The organism is Sorangium sp. So ce406, assembly GCF_051474675.1.
Taxonomy (GTDB): Bacteria; Myxococcota_A; Polyangia; order Polyangiales; family Polyangiaceae; genus Sorangium; species Sorangium cellulosum_G.
In genome coordinates this window covers 5,940,240-5,955,358 of record NZ_CP150340.1, presented here as the reverse complement: position 1 = coordinate 5,955,358, position 15,119 = coordinate 5,940,240, and the positions used below count along the sequence as shown (strand labels likewise).

Genomic DNA, 15,119 nt, shown 5'->3' with positions numbered 1-15,119 from the left:
CCCCGTCGCGCGCGGCGGCGCCGCCCTCACGCCGGCTCGTCGCGCTCGACGTCGATGTGCACGAGCACCTCGGCGTCGGGCTCGAGGGCGAGGATCGCGTCGCGCGCGCGGTCGCCCGTCGCGTGCGCGCGGGCGAGGGGGATGTCCCCCGGCAGCTCGATGTGCACGTCCACGAACAGCGTGTGCCCGGCGACCCGCGTGCGCAGCGCGTGGTGGCCGAGGATCTCGCCGGCCACGCGCAGGGCGTCGAGCGCGGCCTCGATGGCGCGGACGCGCTCGTCGGGGGCGCTCGTGTCGATGAGGTCGCGCACGCCGAGGCGGAGGAGGGTCCCCGCCGAGGTGAGGATGTAGACGGCGACAGCGATCGACAGGACGCCGTCGACCCGGGTGAAGCCGGTCGCGTACGTGACCGCGACGCCGACGAAGACCGCGAGGTTCGCCGCGATGTCGGTGCGGTAGTGGACGGCGTCGGCCTGGATGGCGCTCGAGCCGGTGCGCGCGGCGACGCGGCCGAGGTACGCCACGAGCGCCGCGGTGACCAGCGCGGCGGCGGCCATGGCGCCGAGCGTGACCGCGGCGAGGCGGAGCGGCTCGGGCGAGAGCAGCCGCCGGACCCCCTCGACGAGCAGGTAGACCCCCGAGCCGCCGATGAGCAGGCCCTGGCCGGCGGTCGCGAGCGTCTCGATCTTCGCGTGGCCGAACGGGTGCGAGCGATCGGGCGCGGCGTGGGCGAGCTGGATGGCGAGGGCGTTCGCCGAGGAGGCGAAGAGGTCCGTGAGCGAGTCGACGGCGCTCGCGGTGACGGCCATGGAGTGGCCGAGCTGGCCGGCGACGAGCTTGCCGAGGGCGAGGCCGCCGGCGGTCACGGCCGCGATGCGGCCGGCGCGCAGCGCGGCGCGAGCGCGGGCGGCAGGGTCGAGGCGGCCGCCAGGGCCGCGGGCCGCGGCAGGGCCGCCGCGGCCGGCAGGATCGCCGCGGTCGGCAGGATCGCCGCGGCCGGCAGGAGCGCCGCGGCCGGCAGGAGCGCCGCGATCGGCCGGGCCGGGCTCCGCGTCCGGGTCGAGGCGCGCGGCCGCGTCGGGGAGGGCGCCGGGGTCGGGGAGGGCGCCGGGGTCGGCGGCGCGCGCAGCGGGAGACCGTCCGCTCATCGCGGGAAGGCTACCCCGCCGCGCCCGCGCTCGTCATGCCCGCCGCGCGGGTCGCCTCGACCCGGCCGCGCGCCTCACCGCCGAGAGACACGCGCATCGTCCACCGGCGCGAGCGAGAGCCCCATGATCAGGTCGTCCACGAACGCCCCGTCGTCGGCGCGCACGAAGCCGCGGCGCGTCCCCTCGTGCGCGAACCCGACCGACCGGTAGAGCGCGATCGCCCGGGCGTTGTCGGCCCGCACGTAGAGCTCGACCCGCAGCACGCGACCCCCGTCCGCGTCGCGGTGCGCGCGCGCCCACTCGAGCAGCCGCTCGAGCAGCGCCCGGCCCACCCCGAGCCCCTGCGCCTCCGGGTGCACGCCGAGCCCGAGGATGCCCACGTGGCGCACCATCCTCGGCCTGAGCCGCAGCAGCGTCACCTCGCCGGCGAGGCCGACCCCCTCCAGCTCGGCGGCCAGGCACAGCGCCGAGCCGTCCGTCGCCGTGAGCCCGGCGCGGTCCCGCTGCTCGGCATACGCGGCTGCGTCCGCCGGCAGCTCGTCCTCGTGCTTCACGATGCCCTGCCGCGCGCGCACGATCGCCCGCTCGAGCTCGAGCTGAGCGGCGGCGTCCTCGCGCGCGACCTCCCGGATGATGCAGTGACGGCCGCCCCGGAGCGGGGCTCGACGCGGTTCGAAGCGCATGGTGGGCTCCGAGGCTAACGGCCGCCGCGCGCGCTGTTCGAGCGGGAAATTCCCTTTTCGCGCTGGGACGGCCCCCGCCTCGCGATGGCGCCGACGGACGCGCCGGCGCCCGCCGGCTCACCCGAGGCCTGCCCTCGACAGATCGAGCGGGCGCGCACGGGCGGGCACCGCCCCGAGGCAGCTCCGCCCGCGCGTCGCGCGGGGGCTACGCCACGGCGCGGTTCAGGTGGGCGGGCGTGCCCGCCGCCGACGGGCGGAGCTCGACCTTGACCCACCCCGCCTCGCGCCGATCGAAGGCCTTGTACGCGTCGATCGCGGACTCGAGGGGCGCCTGCTTCGTGATGATCGTGGTGGGATCGACCTGGCCGGTCTGCACGAGGTCGACGAGCTTCGGGATGTACTTCCTGTGGTTGCAGTTGCCCATCTGGAGGGTGAGGTTCTTGTTCATCGCCTCTCCGATGGGGAACGTGCGCGACGTCTGCGGATAGACCCCGATCACCGAGATCGTCCCCGCCTTGGCCACGCACCGGACGGCCCACTGCAGCACCTGCGACGGGCCGTCGCCGGCGCGGAAGGTATCGCCCTTGGTCCGCGCGTCCGGGGAGATCTGCTTGACCTCGAGGTCGAACGCCTTGGCCTGCTGCTTCGCCTCCTTGTGGGCGGGGCCGTCGTGCGGCCGCTCGGCGTCGACGCCCACGGCGTCGATCGCCCGGTCCACGCCGATGCCGCCGGTGAGGCGCATGATCGCCACGAGCGGGTCCTCGGCGGAGAAGTCGATCGTCTCGGCGCCCTGCGCGCGCGCCATCTCGAGGCGATCGGGGACCTGATCGACGGCGATGATGCGCCCCGCGCCCATGAGCTTGGCGCTCGCGATCGTGAACAGGCCGACGGGGCCGCAGCCGAAGACGGCGACGGTGTCGCCGGGCTTGATCTCGGCGAGCTCGGCGCCGAAGTACGCTGTCGGGAAGATGTCGGAGAGCAGGATCGCCTGGTCGTCGCTGACGCCGTTCGGCAGCTTCACGAGGCCGACGTTGGCGAAGGGGATGCGCGCGAACTCCGCCTGGAGCCCGTCGAACGGCCCGGACATCTTGGGTCCGCCGAAGAACGCCGTGCCCGCGTGCTTGCCGTTCGGGTTCGCGTTGTCGCACTGCGCGTAGTACGCGGCGCGACAGTACGAGCAGTAGCCGCACGCGATCGTCGACGGCACGACCACCCGGTCGCCCTTGCTCAGGTTCCTGACGTCGGCGCCGAGCTCCTCGACGACGCCGACCGCCTCGTGGCCGAGCACGGTGCCCGGCACCATCCCCGGCATCGTGCCGCGGATGAAGTGGAGATCGGTCCCGCAGATGGCGCTCGCCGTGATCCGGATGATCGCGTCGGTCGACTCCTTGATCTTCGGCTCCTTGATGTCGTCCATCCGGATGTCGCCGATGCCGTGAAAGACTACCGCCTTCATGAGTGCTCGCTTTCTCCCTTCAGGGGGGCTCGGCGCGCCGGCGGGCCGAGGCGCAGCCCGGCGCGCGACCGCAGAGAGGTCCGAGGTTCCTGGACGCCGCCTTGCCTGTGCCGATCCCGTGCCAGGTCGCGCGTGGACCTGCGCGACGCGTGGTCACAGCAACCGAGCTGCCAGGTGGAACATCGCGAGAGCGGCCCCGACACCGGAGAATCGCTCCTCTCGGTGGCGCGCTGCTCCGTGGACGACGAGCACGTCGTGACAATTTGCCTCGTCTGTGTCCGGATACCGCAGAGCAGCTCACCTGCTGTTCGAGCTCATCCGTGTTGCTGCTCGAGCACATCCGCAGTGCACCGACAGCAGCTCAGCAGCTTCGCGGGCCGGGCGAGCGAACCCGCCGGATCGCGCCTCGGGTCCGTGGCGCCGTGCGCGTCCTATCCCGGTTCGCCGGCCCTGACGCGGACCACCTTGCCGTCGAACGCGACGGCCAGCGCATGCACCGGCGCCGCGCCGCCGATCGCCGAGAGGAGCGCCTCGACCGGGATCGCGTCCTTGAACGCGTCCGCCGCCTCGATCACCGCCCTTCGCGCCGCAGACTCCCTGTCTGCGCCCGCGCCGGCGACGCCGCGTACGCCGCGAGCGCGCGCCGGACCGGGCCGCGATCGCGGCCGCCCGCCCGCACCGGGTCGGCCTCGCCGACCAGCACCGACAGGGCGCGCGCCTGCGTCCTCGCGGCGGCGGCCAGGGCGGAATCGCCGGCCTGCGCGGCGAGCGCCGTGAGCCGCCGCGCCACGCCGAGCGCCGCCGGCAGCGCGCCGGCCGCGACGTACGCGGCCGCGAGCTCCTGCAGCAGCCCCGCGTCGTCGCCCCGGAGCGCCACGGCCGCCTCCAGGTCGGCGATCGCCTCGTCGCGCCGCCCCTCGCGCGCACGGAGCGCCGCCCGGGCGCGGTGGCCCTCGACGAAGCCGCGCACGTGGTCCAGCCCCACCGTGTACGTGCGCTCCGCCTCACGCACATCGCCCGCCCGCTCGTACAGCGCGCCGAGCCCGAGGTACGCCGGGCCGTAGGTGGCGTCGAAGCGGACCGCCTCGAGGTACCGCGACAGCGCCACGTCGGCCTCCCCGGCGGCGGCGCGCGCCCCGGCCTGGCGCGTCAGCTCGGCCGCCTGCGCCGTCGCCCAGCCGACCGCCTGCGCCGTCGCCCCGCCGACCGCCTGCGCCGTCGCCCCGCCGACGGCCTCCGACGCGCGGGCCGGCCCGGCCCCGTGGAGCAGCGCCGCGGCGAGCGCGATGGCGACGGCGCGCGCTCGCCACACCGCGCCCGCCGCTCCGCCGCACCGCACTGCGCACACCGCCCCGATCGTACCGGCGGCCGACCGGCCGGGCAATCGCGCGCCCGCGCGGCGCGCTCCGCCGCGCCGCCGCGTGGTCCCCGCCACGCCGCAGCGCGCCGCTGAACGCCGCGCGCCGCGCGCCTGTCCGGAAGGCAGCCGCCCGGCGCGAGTTCGCGTAGGATGCGGGGTCATGGGTGACGATCTGCGCTTCCCGGACGCGTTCCTGTTCGGCACCGCCGGCTCGGCCACGCAGGTCGAGGGGCACTGCGCGCAGAGCGACTGGGCCGCGTTCGCGCGCGAGCCGGGGCGCGTCCGCGGCGGGGACACGCCGGACGCCGCGTGCGACCAGCTCCACCGCTTCCGCGAGGACGTCGCGCTCCAGGCGCGGCTCTGCATGGGGGCCCACCGGCTCTCCATCGAGTGGGCGCGGATCGAGCGGGAGCCGGGCGAGTTCGATCCGGCCGTGTGGGACCACTACCGCGACGTCCTCGGGGCGCACCGCGAGGCGGGGATCACCCCCATGGTCACCGTGCACCACTTCACCCTGCCGCGCTGGGTCGCGCTGCGCGGCGGGCTGCTCTCGCAGGAGCTGCCGGCGCTCCTCTCGCGCTTCGCCGAGCGCGCCGTCGAGGCGCTCGGCGATCTCTGCCAGCTCTGGGTCACCGTCAACGAGCCCAACATGCTCGCCCTCCAGGCGCACCTGCTCGGCGTCTGGCCGCCGGCGCGGAGCTCGCCGGTCGAGGCGGTGCGCGCCCACCAGAACCTCTTCCGCGCCCACGCCGCCATGTACCGCGCCATGCACGAGGCCGCGGGCCGCCGCGGCCACTCCATCGAGGTCGGCGTCGCGCACCACCTGCGCGTCATCGAGCCGGAGCGGTTCGGGCGCCTCGCCGACCGCATGTGGGCGGCGCTCTTCGAGCGGCTGTTCAACGACGCGTTCGCGCGCGCCGTGTGCGACAGCGGCCTGCACGACTTCTTCGGGGTGAACTACTACAGCCGCGATCTGGTCCGCTTCTCGGCCGCGCACGCGCGCGCCGGGTTCCTCCGGCGCCTCGTCCCCGAGGGCTCCGAGGTGAGCGATCTCGGCTGGGAGATCTACCCGGAGGGGCTCGGTCACGTGCTCGACGCCTGGTGGCCGCGCGCGCGCGTGCCCATCTACATCACCGAGAACGGCATCGCCGACGCCGACGACGACCAGCGCCCGCGGTTCCTCGTGCGGCACCTCGCCGAGGTCGCGCGGGCGATCGAGCGCGGCGTCGACGTGCGCGGGTACATGCACTGGTCGCTGCTCGACAGCTTCGAGTGGGCCGAGGGCTACGCCCCGCGCTTCGGGCTGGTCGAGGTCGACCACGTGACCCAGGAGCGCAGCCCGCGGCCGAGCGCCGAGCTGTACGCGCGGATCGCGCGCGCGCGCCGCATCGACGCCGGCGGCGTGGGCGGCGCGTTGATGGAGGGCGGCGCCGCGCCCGCGTGACGGACAGCACCCGAGAGGCACGACCCATGCGCATCGCGCTGCTCTACCCACCGCCCTGGAAGATCCCCGCGCCCGGGGAGGCGCCCGACACGAGCGGCGACGGCCCGCCGGCCGATTACCGCGACGGCGACCTCGACCCGGACTTCCACCAGACCCCGTACGGGCTCTTCTCGCTGGGCGCGCAGGCGATCCGGGCGGGCCACCAGGTGAAGGTGCTGAACCTCTCGTCGTACCCGTTCTCGCAGGTCGAGCGGATCGTGCGCGAGCTCGACGCCGACGTCTTCGGCCTGTCGTGCTGGACCGCCAACCGGCGCGGCGTGGCGCTCACCGCGCGCTGCGTCCGGCGGCTCCACCCCGCGGCGCACATCGTCGTCGGCGGCCCGCACGCCACCCCGCTCGCGGCCGAGATGCTGCGCCATCACCCCGAGATCGACACGGTGGCGCTCGGGGAGAGCGAGCACTCGTTCCTGGAGCTCCTCGACCGCCTCGAGGCCGGCCGGCCCGCGCTCGGCATCGCCGGCACGGCCTACCGGGTCGACGGCCGCGTCGAGCTCGGCCCGCCCCGGGCCGCGATCGAGGACCTCGACGCGCTCGAGTCGCCGCACGACCACTTCGCCACGCACATCGTGATGACCTCGCGCGGCTGCGCCTGGGCCTGCACCTTCTGCGGCGCCGAGGCGACCTGGGGCCGCGGCTTCCGCGGCCAGTCGGTGCCCTACGTGCTCGACTCGCTCGAGGCGGCCGTGAACAAGCTCCCCGTGAAGATGGTCCAGGTCAAGGACGACACCTTCACGACGAACAGGAAGCGCGTCATCGAGATCTGCCGTGGCATCCGCGAGCGCAAGATCTCGTTTCTGTGGAGCTGCGACACGCGCGTCGACGTGCTCGGCGAGGACCTGCTCCGGGAGATGCGCCTCGCCGGCTGTCAGCGCCTGAGCCTCGGCGTCGAGTCGGGCTCTCCGTCGATCCTGAAGAACATCGACAAGAAGATCACGGTCAAGAAGATCATCGAGTCGACCGAGCTCGCGAAGAAATACGGGATCCAGGTCCGCTACTACATGATGCTGGGCAATCGCGGCGAGACGGCGGAGACGTTCCGGGAGACGCTCGCGTTCCTGGAGGAGGCGAGGCCGCACCAGTACATCTTCTCGTGCCTGTCCATCTACCCAGGGACGCGCGATTTCGACGACGCCGAGGCGGCCGGCTGGCTCGAGCGCGACGTCTATTTCCGCGGCGACTTCCAGGAGCTCAAGACGCCGTTCGACGCCTCGGAGGAGGACACGGCGCTGATGAGCGCCTGGTTCGCGAAGAACAAGGGGCTCCGCGAGCTCTACCGCGAGGGGGTGGAGGAGCGCCGGGCGATCCTCGCGCGGCTCGGCGATCACCACGCGGCGCACCTGGAGCTCGGGGTCGCCTACCTCGACGCGGGGCAGCTCGACCTCGCGGAGCGCCACGCCGCGCGCGCGCTGGAGCTCGGCCATCCGCTGCCGGGGCTCGCGTACAACGCGCTCGCGTGCGTCGCGGCGGCCCGGCGCGACTGGCAGGCAATGCAGGATCACTTCACGGCGGCGGCGAAGCGCGATCCGCAGCACGCGGTGCTCATCCGCAACGTGCAGGCGGCGCGGGCGTGGTACGCGAAGGGCGGTCCGGACCGGGGACTGCCGCTCGACCTTGTCGCGCGCTGCGACTTCCAGCTCCTCGAGCGGACGGCGCAACCCGCGCTCCCGGGGCCGCTGCCGGAGGACTTCGCGGCGTGGCCGCCGGCCGCGGCCCGGCCCGCGCGCGCGGCCGAGGCGGGCGGCCGCGAGGCGTCAACGCAGCGCGGGCGGCTCCGCGTCGTGCCCTCGTAGCGACGCGGGGGAGCGGCGAGCGCGGAACGCGAGCGACGCGCGGAACGCGAGCGACGCGCGGAACGCGAGCGACGCGCGGAACGCGAGCGACGCGCGGAACGCGAGCGACGCGCGGAACGCGAGCGAACGACTGTTTCCGTCGGGACGCGATATCGGCGTTTCCACAGGACTGCTTCCGTCGACGCGCGACACCGGCGTTTCCACACCGGACCACGGGATCACGGGATCAAGGGATCTCATGTCGACTTCGTGCGGCGCCTCGAGTCGCTCATTGACACCGCGTTGTGGGCCTTGATACGCACAATGTCGCCGCTCTGTGTTCCGTTCGCGAACCTCGGCAGTCGAGGTCGCGCGACGTCGTTGGGTGGTCCGCGTCGGGGGGCAGGCAGCGGCATCAGGGGACGGATCCGCCTTTGGGCGAAGGAGCGCTGTGATGAAAAAGACTGTCAAGGTCACAATCCTCGGGGCGATTTCGACGCTGAGCCTCGCCGCGTGCGATGCGGGCCCCGTGGGTCAAACGGGGGATTTCGGCGGTGAGAGCGGCGAGCGCGTCGGCCGGGCGACGCAGGCGCTGTCGGTGTGCGTGGACGTCCAGCGCGGCCTGCCCGGCAGCGCTGTCGAGGACACGTTCCTCGACGCGGCGGCGCCGACCCACGCGAGCGGCGGCAGCCTGCTCCTGTACACCGGCCTGTGGAGCGGCGGCGAGAAGCGCTCGCTCCTCAAGTTCGATCTGGGCTTCATCCCGGCGGGCTCGGTCATCGACTCGGCCACGTTGAAGCTCTACCAGGTCTGGAGGACCGGCGAGAGCACGGTGCGCGTGCACAAGGTGACCTCGCCCTGGTCGGAGGCGACGGCGACGTGGGCGAGCTCGGCCAGCAGCTATGACGCGGCCGTCGCGAGCACGATCGCGGCGCCCAGCCAGCTCGCCGGCTTCGTCACGGCCGATCTGACGGCGCTCGTCCAGGGCTGGTCCGACGCAGGGGACAACCAGGGCATCGCGCTCGAGGAGGATCTGGTCCTTAAGACGGAGTTCAAGAGCAGCGAGGAGGCGAACGCGGCGAGGCGGCCGATGCTGAGCGTCTGTTACACGGCACCGACCTGTGACGACGGCGTCCAGAACCAGGGCGAGTCCGGCATCGATTGCGGGGGTCCCTGCGATGCATGTCCCCCGGAGGGCGTGAGGATCACCGCGCCAGGGGAGGCCTACGGGCACCACGGCGCCTGCGAGGGCTGGAACGGCTGCGGCGACGCGGCCACGTGTGCGCTCTGGGCGTGTGAGATCAACGGCTACCCATCGGTCGTGTCGTACGGCGCGGATGCGCCGTGTACCGAGTTCGACAATTGCAACCTGTTCTTCTCCCGGGGGGACATCGAGTGGAACTGGGGCAACTGGTGCGAGGTCCGCGGCGTCACCGACATCGTCTGCGGCGGGGCGGTGCCCCCGCCGGACCCGACCTGCGACGATGGCGTGCAGAACCAGGGTGAAGAGCGCGTCGACTGCGGCGGCCCCTGCGCCCCTTGCCCGGACGGCGTGCTGATCACCGCGCCGGGGGAGGCCTACGGGCATCACGGCATGTGTGAAGGCTGGAACGAATGCGGCGATGCGGCCACGTGCGCGCTCTGGGCGTGTGAGGTCAACGGCTATTCCCAGCTCGTGTCGTACGGCGCGGACGCGCCGTGCACCGAGTTCGACAACTGCCACCTGTTCTACTCCCAGGGGAGCATCGAGTGGAACTGGGGCAACAGCTGCGAGGTCCGCGGCGTCACCGGCGTCGTCTGCGCGAACTAGGTACCGCTTAGGTACCGCTCACGGTCGAGCCCGCCGAGCAGGCGCGGGGCGCGCGCCGCCGGGGTTCCGGCGGGGTTCGGGGCATGCTACCCGCCCTCCATGTCGTCGATCACAGACCACGGCCGGCCCGGCGCCATCGCGGGGCCGGACGCGGAGCACCCTGCCCAGAGCGCGCGGGCGCCCAGCCACGCCGAGCGCTGCCGCACCCTGGCGGAGCGCGCCCGCGCCGCGACGCTGTGCACGCAGGCGCGGGATCCGGCGGGCTATCCCTATGGATCGCTCGTCACGGTCGCCGTGGACGCGCACGGGCGCCCGTTGCTGCTGCTCTCGGCGCTCGCCGAGCACACGGGCAACCTCAAGGCGCGCGCCGAGGCGTCGCTGCTCCTCGCCGAGCCCGCCGAGGGGCGGGCAGACCCGCTCGCGCTCGGGCGCATGACGCTGATCGGCCCGTGTCGCCCGCTGGAGGGCGCCGAGGCGGCCGCCGCCCGGACGAGGTTCCTCGCGGCGCACCCGCGCGCGTCGTACTACGTGGATTTCACTGACTTTTCCTTCTATCGGCTCGACCCCGTGTCGATCCGCTATGTCGGCGGCTTCGGCCGGATGTCGTGGGTCGAGGCCGCCGAGTACGCCGCCGCCGAGCCCGATCCGCTCGCGTCCGACGCCGCGCGCATCCTCGAGCACATGAACGCCGATCACTCCGACGCCGTCCTCGCGTATGCCAAGGCGCTCGCCGGGATCAGGGACGCCACGGGCGCCACGATGACGTCGGTCGACCGTTACGGCTTCGAGCTGGACGTCATCACGCCGGCGGGGCCGAAGGCGGCGCGGCTCGCGTTCGCCGCGCCGGTCACGACGACCGACGAGGTGCGGAAGGCCATGGTGGCGCTGGTGCGCGAGGCGCGCGGCCGCAGCGCCTGAGCGACGACATCCGCCGGTGACGCGCCTCCCGGAAGCGTGGGGCGAGCGCGATCACGACCCGCGGAGGCGGCGAAGATCCTGAACGAACACCCCGCGAGGCGCCCGTCACGCGTCGCGGCGCCGCGGGCCGCTCGGCCCCCTCCCGCGGCGCGCGCGCGCCAGCGCGTGGTGGAGCCCGCTCTGGAGCGAGCTCAGCGTGACGATCTCCCGCAGATCGATGCCGATGCCCACCATCGTCTGCGCGACCTCGGGGCGGACGCCCGTCAGGATGACCTCCGCGCCGAGCAGCCTGACCGCCTGAGCCGCCCTGAGCAGCGAGTCCGCGACCTCGGCGTCCACCACCGGCACGCCGGTGACATCGAGGATCACCGTGGCCGCGCGCTGCGCCACCACCCCGTGCAGCAGCCGCTCCAGGAGCTGCTCGATGCGCACCCGGTCGAGCCGGCCGACGAGGGGCATCACGAGGATCCCCGCGTCGAGCGGGATGAGCGGCGTCGAGAGCTCCCGGATCGTCGCCTCCTGCGCGTGGATCATCTGCTCCTGGAGCGCGCCCCGCTCCGCCTCGGCCCGACGGAGCTCGGTCACGTCGTACCCCTCGGCGATCACGAGGACGCTCTCCCCCGACGCGCCGAGGATCGGCTTCATCTTCAGCTCGATCGTGGCCGCGCGCCCGCCCGGCCCGTGAATCTGCACCTCGCACGAGGAAGGTGCGCCCGACGCGGCCTTCTGGACGCACGCCTCGATGTGCTCCTCCGCGCCGGGCACGCCGCCCCAGAACGGCGCCCGCCAGAGCGGCTCGCCGCGGCCGTCGCCCGGCCGAGCCCCGGTGAAGTCGGCCATCGTCCTGTTGACCTCGAGCAGGTCCCCCTTCGGGGTGAGCAGGCCGATGAACATCGAGGTCTCGTCGAAGATCGCGCGGAACTTCTGCTCGCTCTCGCGGAGCGCCTGCTCGCGCCGGAGCTGCTCCGTGATGGGGCGCGAGAAGGCCGAGAAGAACTGCTCATCACCGTTCTGGACGAGGTGAGAGCTGACCTCGACGTCGATCACGTGACCGTCCTTGTGGACGTGCCTGGCGAGGAAGCGGAGCGCCCCCTTGGCCCTGATCTCCTCGATGACGGCGGCGACCTCGTGCGGCGGTCGCGCGTCGATCTGGCCGATGTGCATCGTCAGGAGCTCGCTCCGATCGTATCCCACGATGCTGGCGAAGGATGGATTGCAGTCGAGGATCTCGCCGTTCATCCCGACAACGTGGAATCCCTCGATGGCCGCCTGCAGGATCAGCCGCGTCCGCTCCTCGCGGCGGCCGAGCTGCTCGTGCAGTCTCTCGATCTCCTTGCGCAGCCCGGCGTTCTCCGCCCGGAGCCGCTCGATGCTGTCCTGGTCTGTCGCCACCTTCGGTCTTCCTTCCGCCACCCCGCCGCTGCGCCCGGTCGGCGCCGCGGCCGCTCTGCCGCGCGCGGCGAGACCTCATGACGATAGCCGATCCTGGCGCGGGGCTACGCGCTCGTCGCAGCGAGCCCGCCCTTTCGCCCGCGCTCGCCCGCGCTCGCCCGCGAACGGACAACCTCTGCTGATGGAGGGAGATCTGCGCGGACCCGCCGACGGCTTGACCCCAGGCACGGCGCCTCTGCACGCTCGCGCTCCGCCGCGCTGCGCCGCGAGACGAGCGCCGCCGGCGCATGACCCGGACAGGGCGGGCCCGGGGCCCGCGCCGATCTCGCCCGCAGCGCCACGGCGCTGTATCTGATGTATTCTGGATTACAGCTATTGAGTTTGAGTCAACTGGATGGATGTGGCTGCGATCACGCTCGTTGTTGACACCTCTCGTGACAGCGAGTCCAATGTTTGCCGCGAAGCGCGACGTTCAGGAAACGCGACGTTCAGGAAACGCGAGGCATGGGATCCCGTGACAGCACCCCTCGATGTGATCGCGCCGAGCTCGTGGAGCTCCTGGGTCGGACGCTCGGCAGCGCCGCGGCGGCGGAGGTCGTCGACCGCGAGGGGAAGAGGCTCGGGTTGAAGGACGACAGCATGCCGCTCGACACGGCGTACGCGGTGCTCGACGCGCTGGCGGCGATGCCCGGCGTGATCGGCACCGCGGCCAGCGTCGCGCGGACCGAGCTGCGCGTCGCGGCGGTCCGGCGCCGGCTCGGGGAGCGGCATCGGCGGTAGACCCCGGGGGCCCGCGGCCGGGCCGGAGTGACGTGAGAGGATCTTCATGGTTTCGGAACCGACCAGTCGACCCATCCTCGTCGTGGACGATAATCCGGACATCCATGTGCTCATGGAGCGGATGCTCGTGCCCAGGTCGATCCACGATCCGGAGATGGTCCGTGGGCTCCACGCCCTCGAGTCGCGCCTGTTCGGCGCCGAGCCGCCCGAGGAGGCCCCCGATGTCCTCCACGGGCTCAGGTTCTCCATCGACTCGGCCCACTCGGGCAAGGATGGAATCGCCCTCGTCGAGGCGAACCCGAGCAGGTATTTCCTTGCGTTCGTCGACATGCGGATGCCGCCGGGCATCGACGGTATCCAGACGATCAAGGGGATCTGGCGCGTCGCGCCGGACATCTACACGGTCATCTGCACCGCCTATTCCGACTATAGCTGGGACGAGATCGCGAACGAGCTCGGGTGCGCGCCCAACCTGCTGATCCTCCGCAAGCCGTTCGAGGCCATGGAGGTCCGGCAGATCGCCGCGACGGTCGCGCGGATGTACGACTCGCTGTCTCGCGTGAAGGCGTCGGTGAGCAAGCTCGAGGAAGAGCTCGTGATCGCCATGGAGAGCGTGTCGCAGCTCGAGGAGCGGTCGAAGGCGCTCCTCGCCGAGATCGCCGACCCGTGCCTCCTGCTCGATCGCGAGGGCGAGATCCTCGGCGCGAACCCGACCGCCCACGACCTGTTCGGCGTGGACGAGAAGCTGCTTTACGGGCGCGACGTTGCGTCGGTGCTCGTCGACGTCCAGGCCCCGCTCCCGGGCGCGCGCGCGGTCGCGCGGAGCCGGCTCGTCTGCCCTCACAGCCGCGCGCTCGAGGCCAGCGTCACGCTGACCCCCGTCGGGTCGCATCCCGGCGCTGCCGGCGAGTTCATCGCGCGGATCCGGGTGACCCCTCCGGCGTGAGCGCGCCAGTCTCCCGGCGGCCTGACGGCGCTCGATGACTCGAGCGTGGCTTTCGCGCGGCAGCCGCGCCGCCGCGCGGGGGTGTCGCGGCGGAGTTGCGCGCGTGTCATGAGGTCGAGACGGGCATGGGCGATACGAGCACCCGCCCGGGCAGCGGCCCGAGCGCGGTGGTGCGATGATCGTCCTTGCCAGCGACAAGCCGCCTTCCGGGGCCAGGGAGCGCTCCGGCGCGCGAGCCAGAGCGCGCTCCGGCGCGGGCGGCGTCGCGCTGAAGTGGCTCGGGGTCGCCGTGGCCGCGGCCGCGCTGTGGAGCACGCTCCGCGGCGCCGACTTCCCCGGCGTCGGGGCGCTGATCGCCTCGGTGGGGGCGCCGATGATGGCGCTCGCCCTGCTCCCGAACCTCGTCGCGCGGCTGTTCCAGGCCGAGGCGAGCCGGCGCGTCTTCGACGCGCTCGGCCGGCCCGCGCCGTTCGCGCGGTACCTCTCGCTCACGCTGTCGACCGAGGCGCTGGGCATGAGCGTCCCGGCCGGCGCCGCGCTCTCCGAGTCGGTCACCTTCTACCTGCTGCACCGGTGGTGCGGGGTCCCGGGGCCGCAGGGCGTCGCCGGCATCGCCGCGCGACGATCGCTCATCCTGCTCGCCAACGCGGCCTACGTGGCGATCGCCCTCGCGCTCGGCTTCGGCCACCTGGAGCGCGCCTCGCGGCCCCTGCTCGGCGCGCCGTGGCTCCCGTGGCTCGTCGTCCTCTCGGGGCTCGGCCTGCTCGCCGGGGCGCTCGCGCTCGCGGGCGCGCTCCTCTCGGGCAACGTGGCGTCGCGGGTCTTCGCGCGGCTCCGGCGGCTCCCCGGCCGGCGCGTGAGGGCCTACGTCGACGCGCGGGCGGCGGGCTTCGCCGCGACCGACCGGCATGCGGCCGCGCTCGGCGAGCGGCGCGGCGCGCTCGCGGCGGCGGCGCTCCTCCTGCTCGGGATGTGGCTCGCCGAGGGGCTGGAGACGCTGTTTCTCCTACGGCTCCTCGGGGTCGACATCTCGCTCGCCGAGGTCCTGTCGTTCGAGGTCGTCCTCGCGATGCTCCGCGCGGCCGCCTTCATGGTCCCGTCCGGGCTCGGCGTGCAGGACGCCGGCTATGTCGCCTTCCTCGGCGCGCTCGGCGTGCCAGGCGCCGTCACGGTGGGCGCCGCGTTCGTCCTGATCAAGCGGGCCAAGGAGATCGTGTGGATCGCGCTCGGGCTGCTGGTCTTCTTCGGCGGCCGGGTGGTCTACCGCGAGGCGCCCGAGAGGGCCTGAGCCCGGGGGACAGCGACCTGCGACAACGCGTCGTCGCCCACGCGCGCCGCGCGGGTCGGGATCGT

Annotated in this window: 14 protein-coding genes; 7 read left to right on the top strand and 7 right to left on the bottom strand. The window is 73.4% G+C overall.

The annotated features are described in order from the left end of the window. Positions 1-26: 26 nt before the first annotated feature. The 5 genes from WME96_RS21900 to WME96_RS21880 form a co-directional block, all read right to left on the bottom strand. Positions 27-1,148, bottom strand: coding sequence for a cation diffusion facilitator family transporter (locus tag WME96_RS21900; RefSeq protein WP_437292038.1), 1,122 nt, complete (start codon positions 1,146-1,148; stop codon positions 27-29). Between the two features lie 74 nt (positions 1,149-1,222). Continuing rightward, positions 1,223-1,831 (bottom strand): N-acetyltransferase family protein, encoded by a 609-nt coding sequence (locus WME96_RS21895; protein WP_437292037.1) that lies wholly within the window; start codon positions 1,829-1,831, stop codon positions 1,223-1,225. Positions 1,832-2,036: 205 nt separating this feature from the next. Then, the gene (locus tag WME96_RS21890) at positions 2,037-3,287 is read right to left on the bottom strand and encodes a zinc-dependent alcohol dehydrogenase (RefSeq protein WP_437292036.1); all 1,251 of its coding nucleotides are present in this window, start codon (positions 3,285-3,287) and stop codon (positions 2,037-2,039) included. 431 nt (positions 3,288-3,718) lie between these two features. After that, positions 3,719-3,862 (bottom strand): hypothetical protein, encoded by a 144-nt coding sequence (locus WME96_RS21885; RefSeq protein ID WP_437292035.1) that lies wholly within the window; start codon positions 3,860-3,862, stop codon positions 3,719-3,721. Beyond that, positions 3,859-4,635, bottom strand: coding sequence for a tetratricopeptide repeat protein (locus WME96_RS21880; protein WP_437292034.1), 777 nt, complete (start codon positions 4,633-4,635; stop codon positions 3,859-3,861). The genes WME96_RS21885 and WME96_RS21880 overlap by 4 nt, the downstream gene beginning before the upstream one ends. Positions 4,636-4,807: 172 nt before the next feature. Here WME96_RS21880 and WME96_RS21875 point away from each other — a divergent pair, with 172 nt between their 5' ends. Then, entirely contained in the window at positions 4,808-6,091 is a 1,284-nt protein-coding gene (locus WME96_RS21875) for a glycoside hydrolase family 1 protein (RefSeq protein ID WP_437292033.1), read from the top strand. 26 nt (positions 6,092-6,117) lie between these two features. After that, the gene (locus WME96_RS21870; RefSeq protein WP_437292032.1) at positions 6,118-7,941 is read left to right on the top strand and encodes a radical SAM protein; all 1,824 of its coding nucleotides are present in this window, start codon (positions 6,118-6,120) and stop codon (positions 7,939-7,941) included. On the opposite strand, the gene WME96_RS21865 is transcribed toward WME96_RS21870, so the two are convergent. Then, complete coding sequence (locus WME96_RS21865; RefSeq protein WP_437292031.1) at positions 7,903-8,163, bottom strand: hypothetical protein; 261 nt, start codon at positions 8,161-8,163, stop codon at positions 7,903-7,905. The two genes, WME96_RS21870 and WME96_RS21865, sit on opposite strands and share 39 nt — an antisense overlap. A 211-nt stretch (positions 8,164-8,374) precedes the next feature. Between WME96_RS21865 and WME96_RS21860 the strand changes: the two genes are divergently transcribed. Beyond that, complete coding sequence (locus tag WME96_RS21860; RefSeq protein ID WP_437292030.1) at positions 8,375-9,730, top strand: DNRLRE domain-containing protein; 1,356 nt, start codon at positions 8,375-8,377, stop codon at positions 9,728-9,730. A 99-nt stretch (positions 9,731-9,829) separates the two neighbouring features. Next, on the top strand, positions 9,830-10,648 hold the full coding sequence (locus WME96_RS21855; RefSeq protein ID WP_437292029.1) for a HugZ family protein: 819 nt from the start codon (positions 9,830-9,832) through the stop codon (positions 10,646-10,648). 105 nt (positions 10,649-10,753) lie between these two features. Here WME96_RS21855 and WME96_RS21850 read toward each other — a convergent pair whose 3' ends face one another. Continuing rightward, entirely contained in the window at positions 10,754-12,040 is a 1,287-nt protein-coding gene (locus tag WME96_RS21850; protein WP_437292028.1) for a PAS domain S-box protein, read from the bottom strand. A 504-nt stretch (positions 12,041-12,544) separates the two neighbouring features. Here WME96_RS21850 and WME96_RS21845 point away from each other — a divergent pair. The 3 genes from WME96_RS21845 (at position 12,545) to WME96_RS21835 (ending at position 15,054) form a co-directional block, all read left to right on the top strand. Then, complete coding sequence (locus WME96_RS21845) at positions 12,545-12,820, top strand: hypothetical protein (protein ID WP_437292027.1); 276 nt, start codon at positions 12,545-12,547, stop codon at positions 12,818-12,820. A gap of 46 nt (positions 12,821-12,866) precedes the next feature. Further along, positions 12,867-13,766, top strand: coding sequence for a PAS domain-containing protein (locus WME96_RS21840; protein ID WP_437292026.1), 900 nt, complete (start codon positions 12,867-12,869; stop codon positions 13,764-13,766). Positions 13,767-13,941: 175 nt separating this feature from the next. Next, entirely contained in the window at positions 13,942-15,054 is a 1,113-nt protein-coding gene (locus WME96_RS21835; protein ID WP_437292025.1) for a lysylphosphatidylglycerol synthase transmembrane domain-containing protein, read from the top strand. Positions 15,055-15,119: the final 65 nt, after the last annotated feature.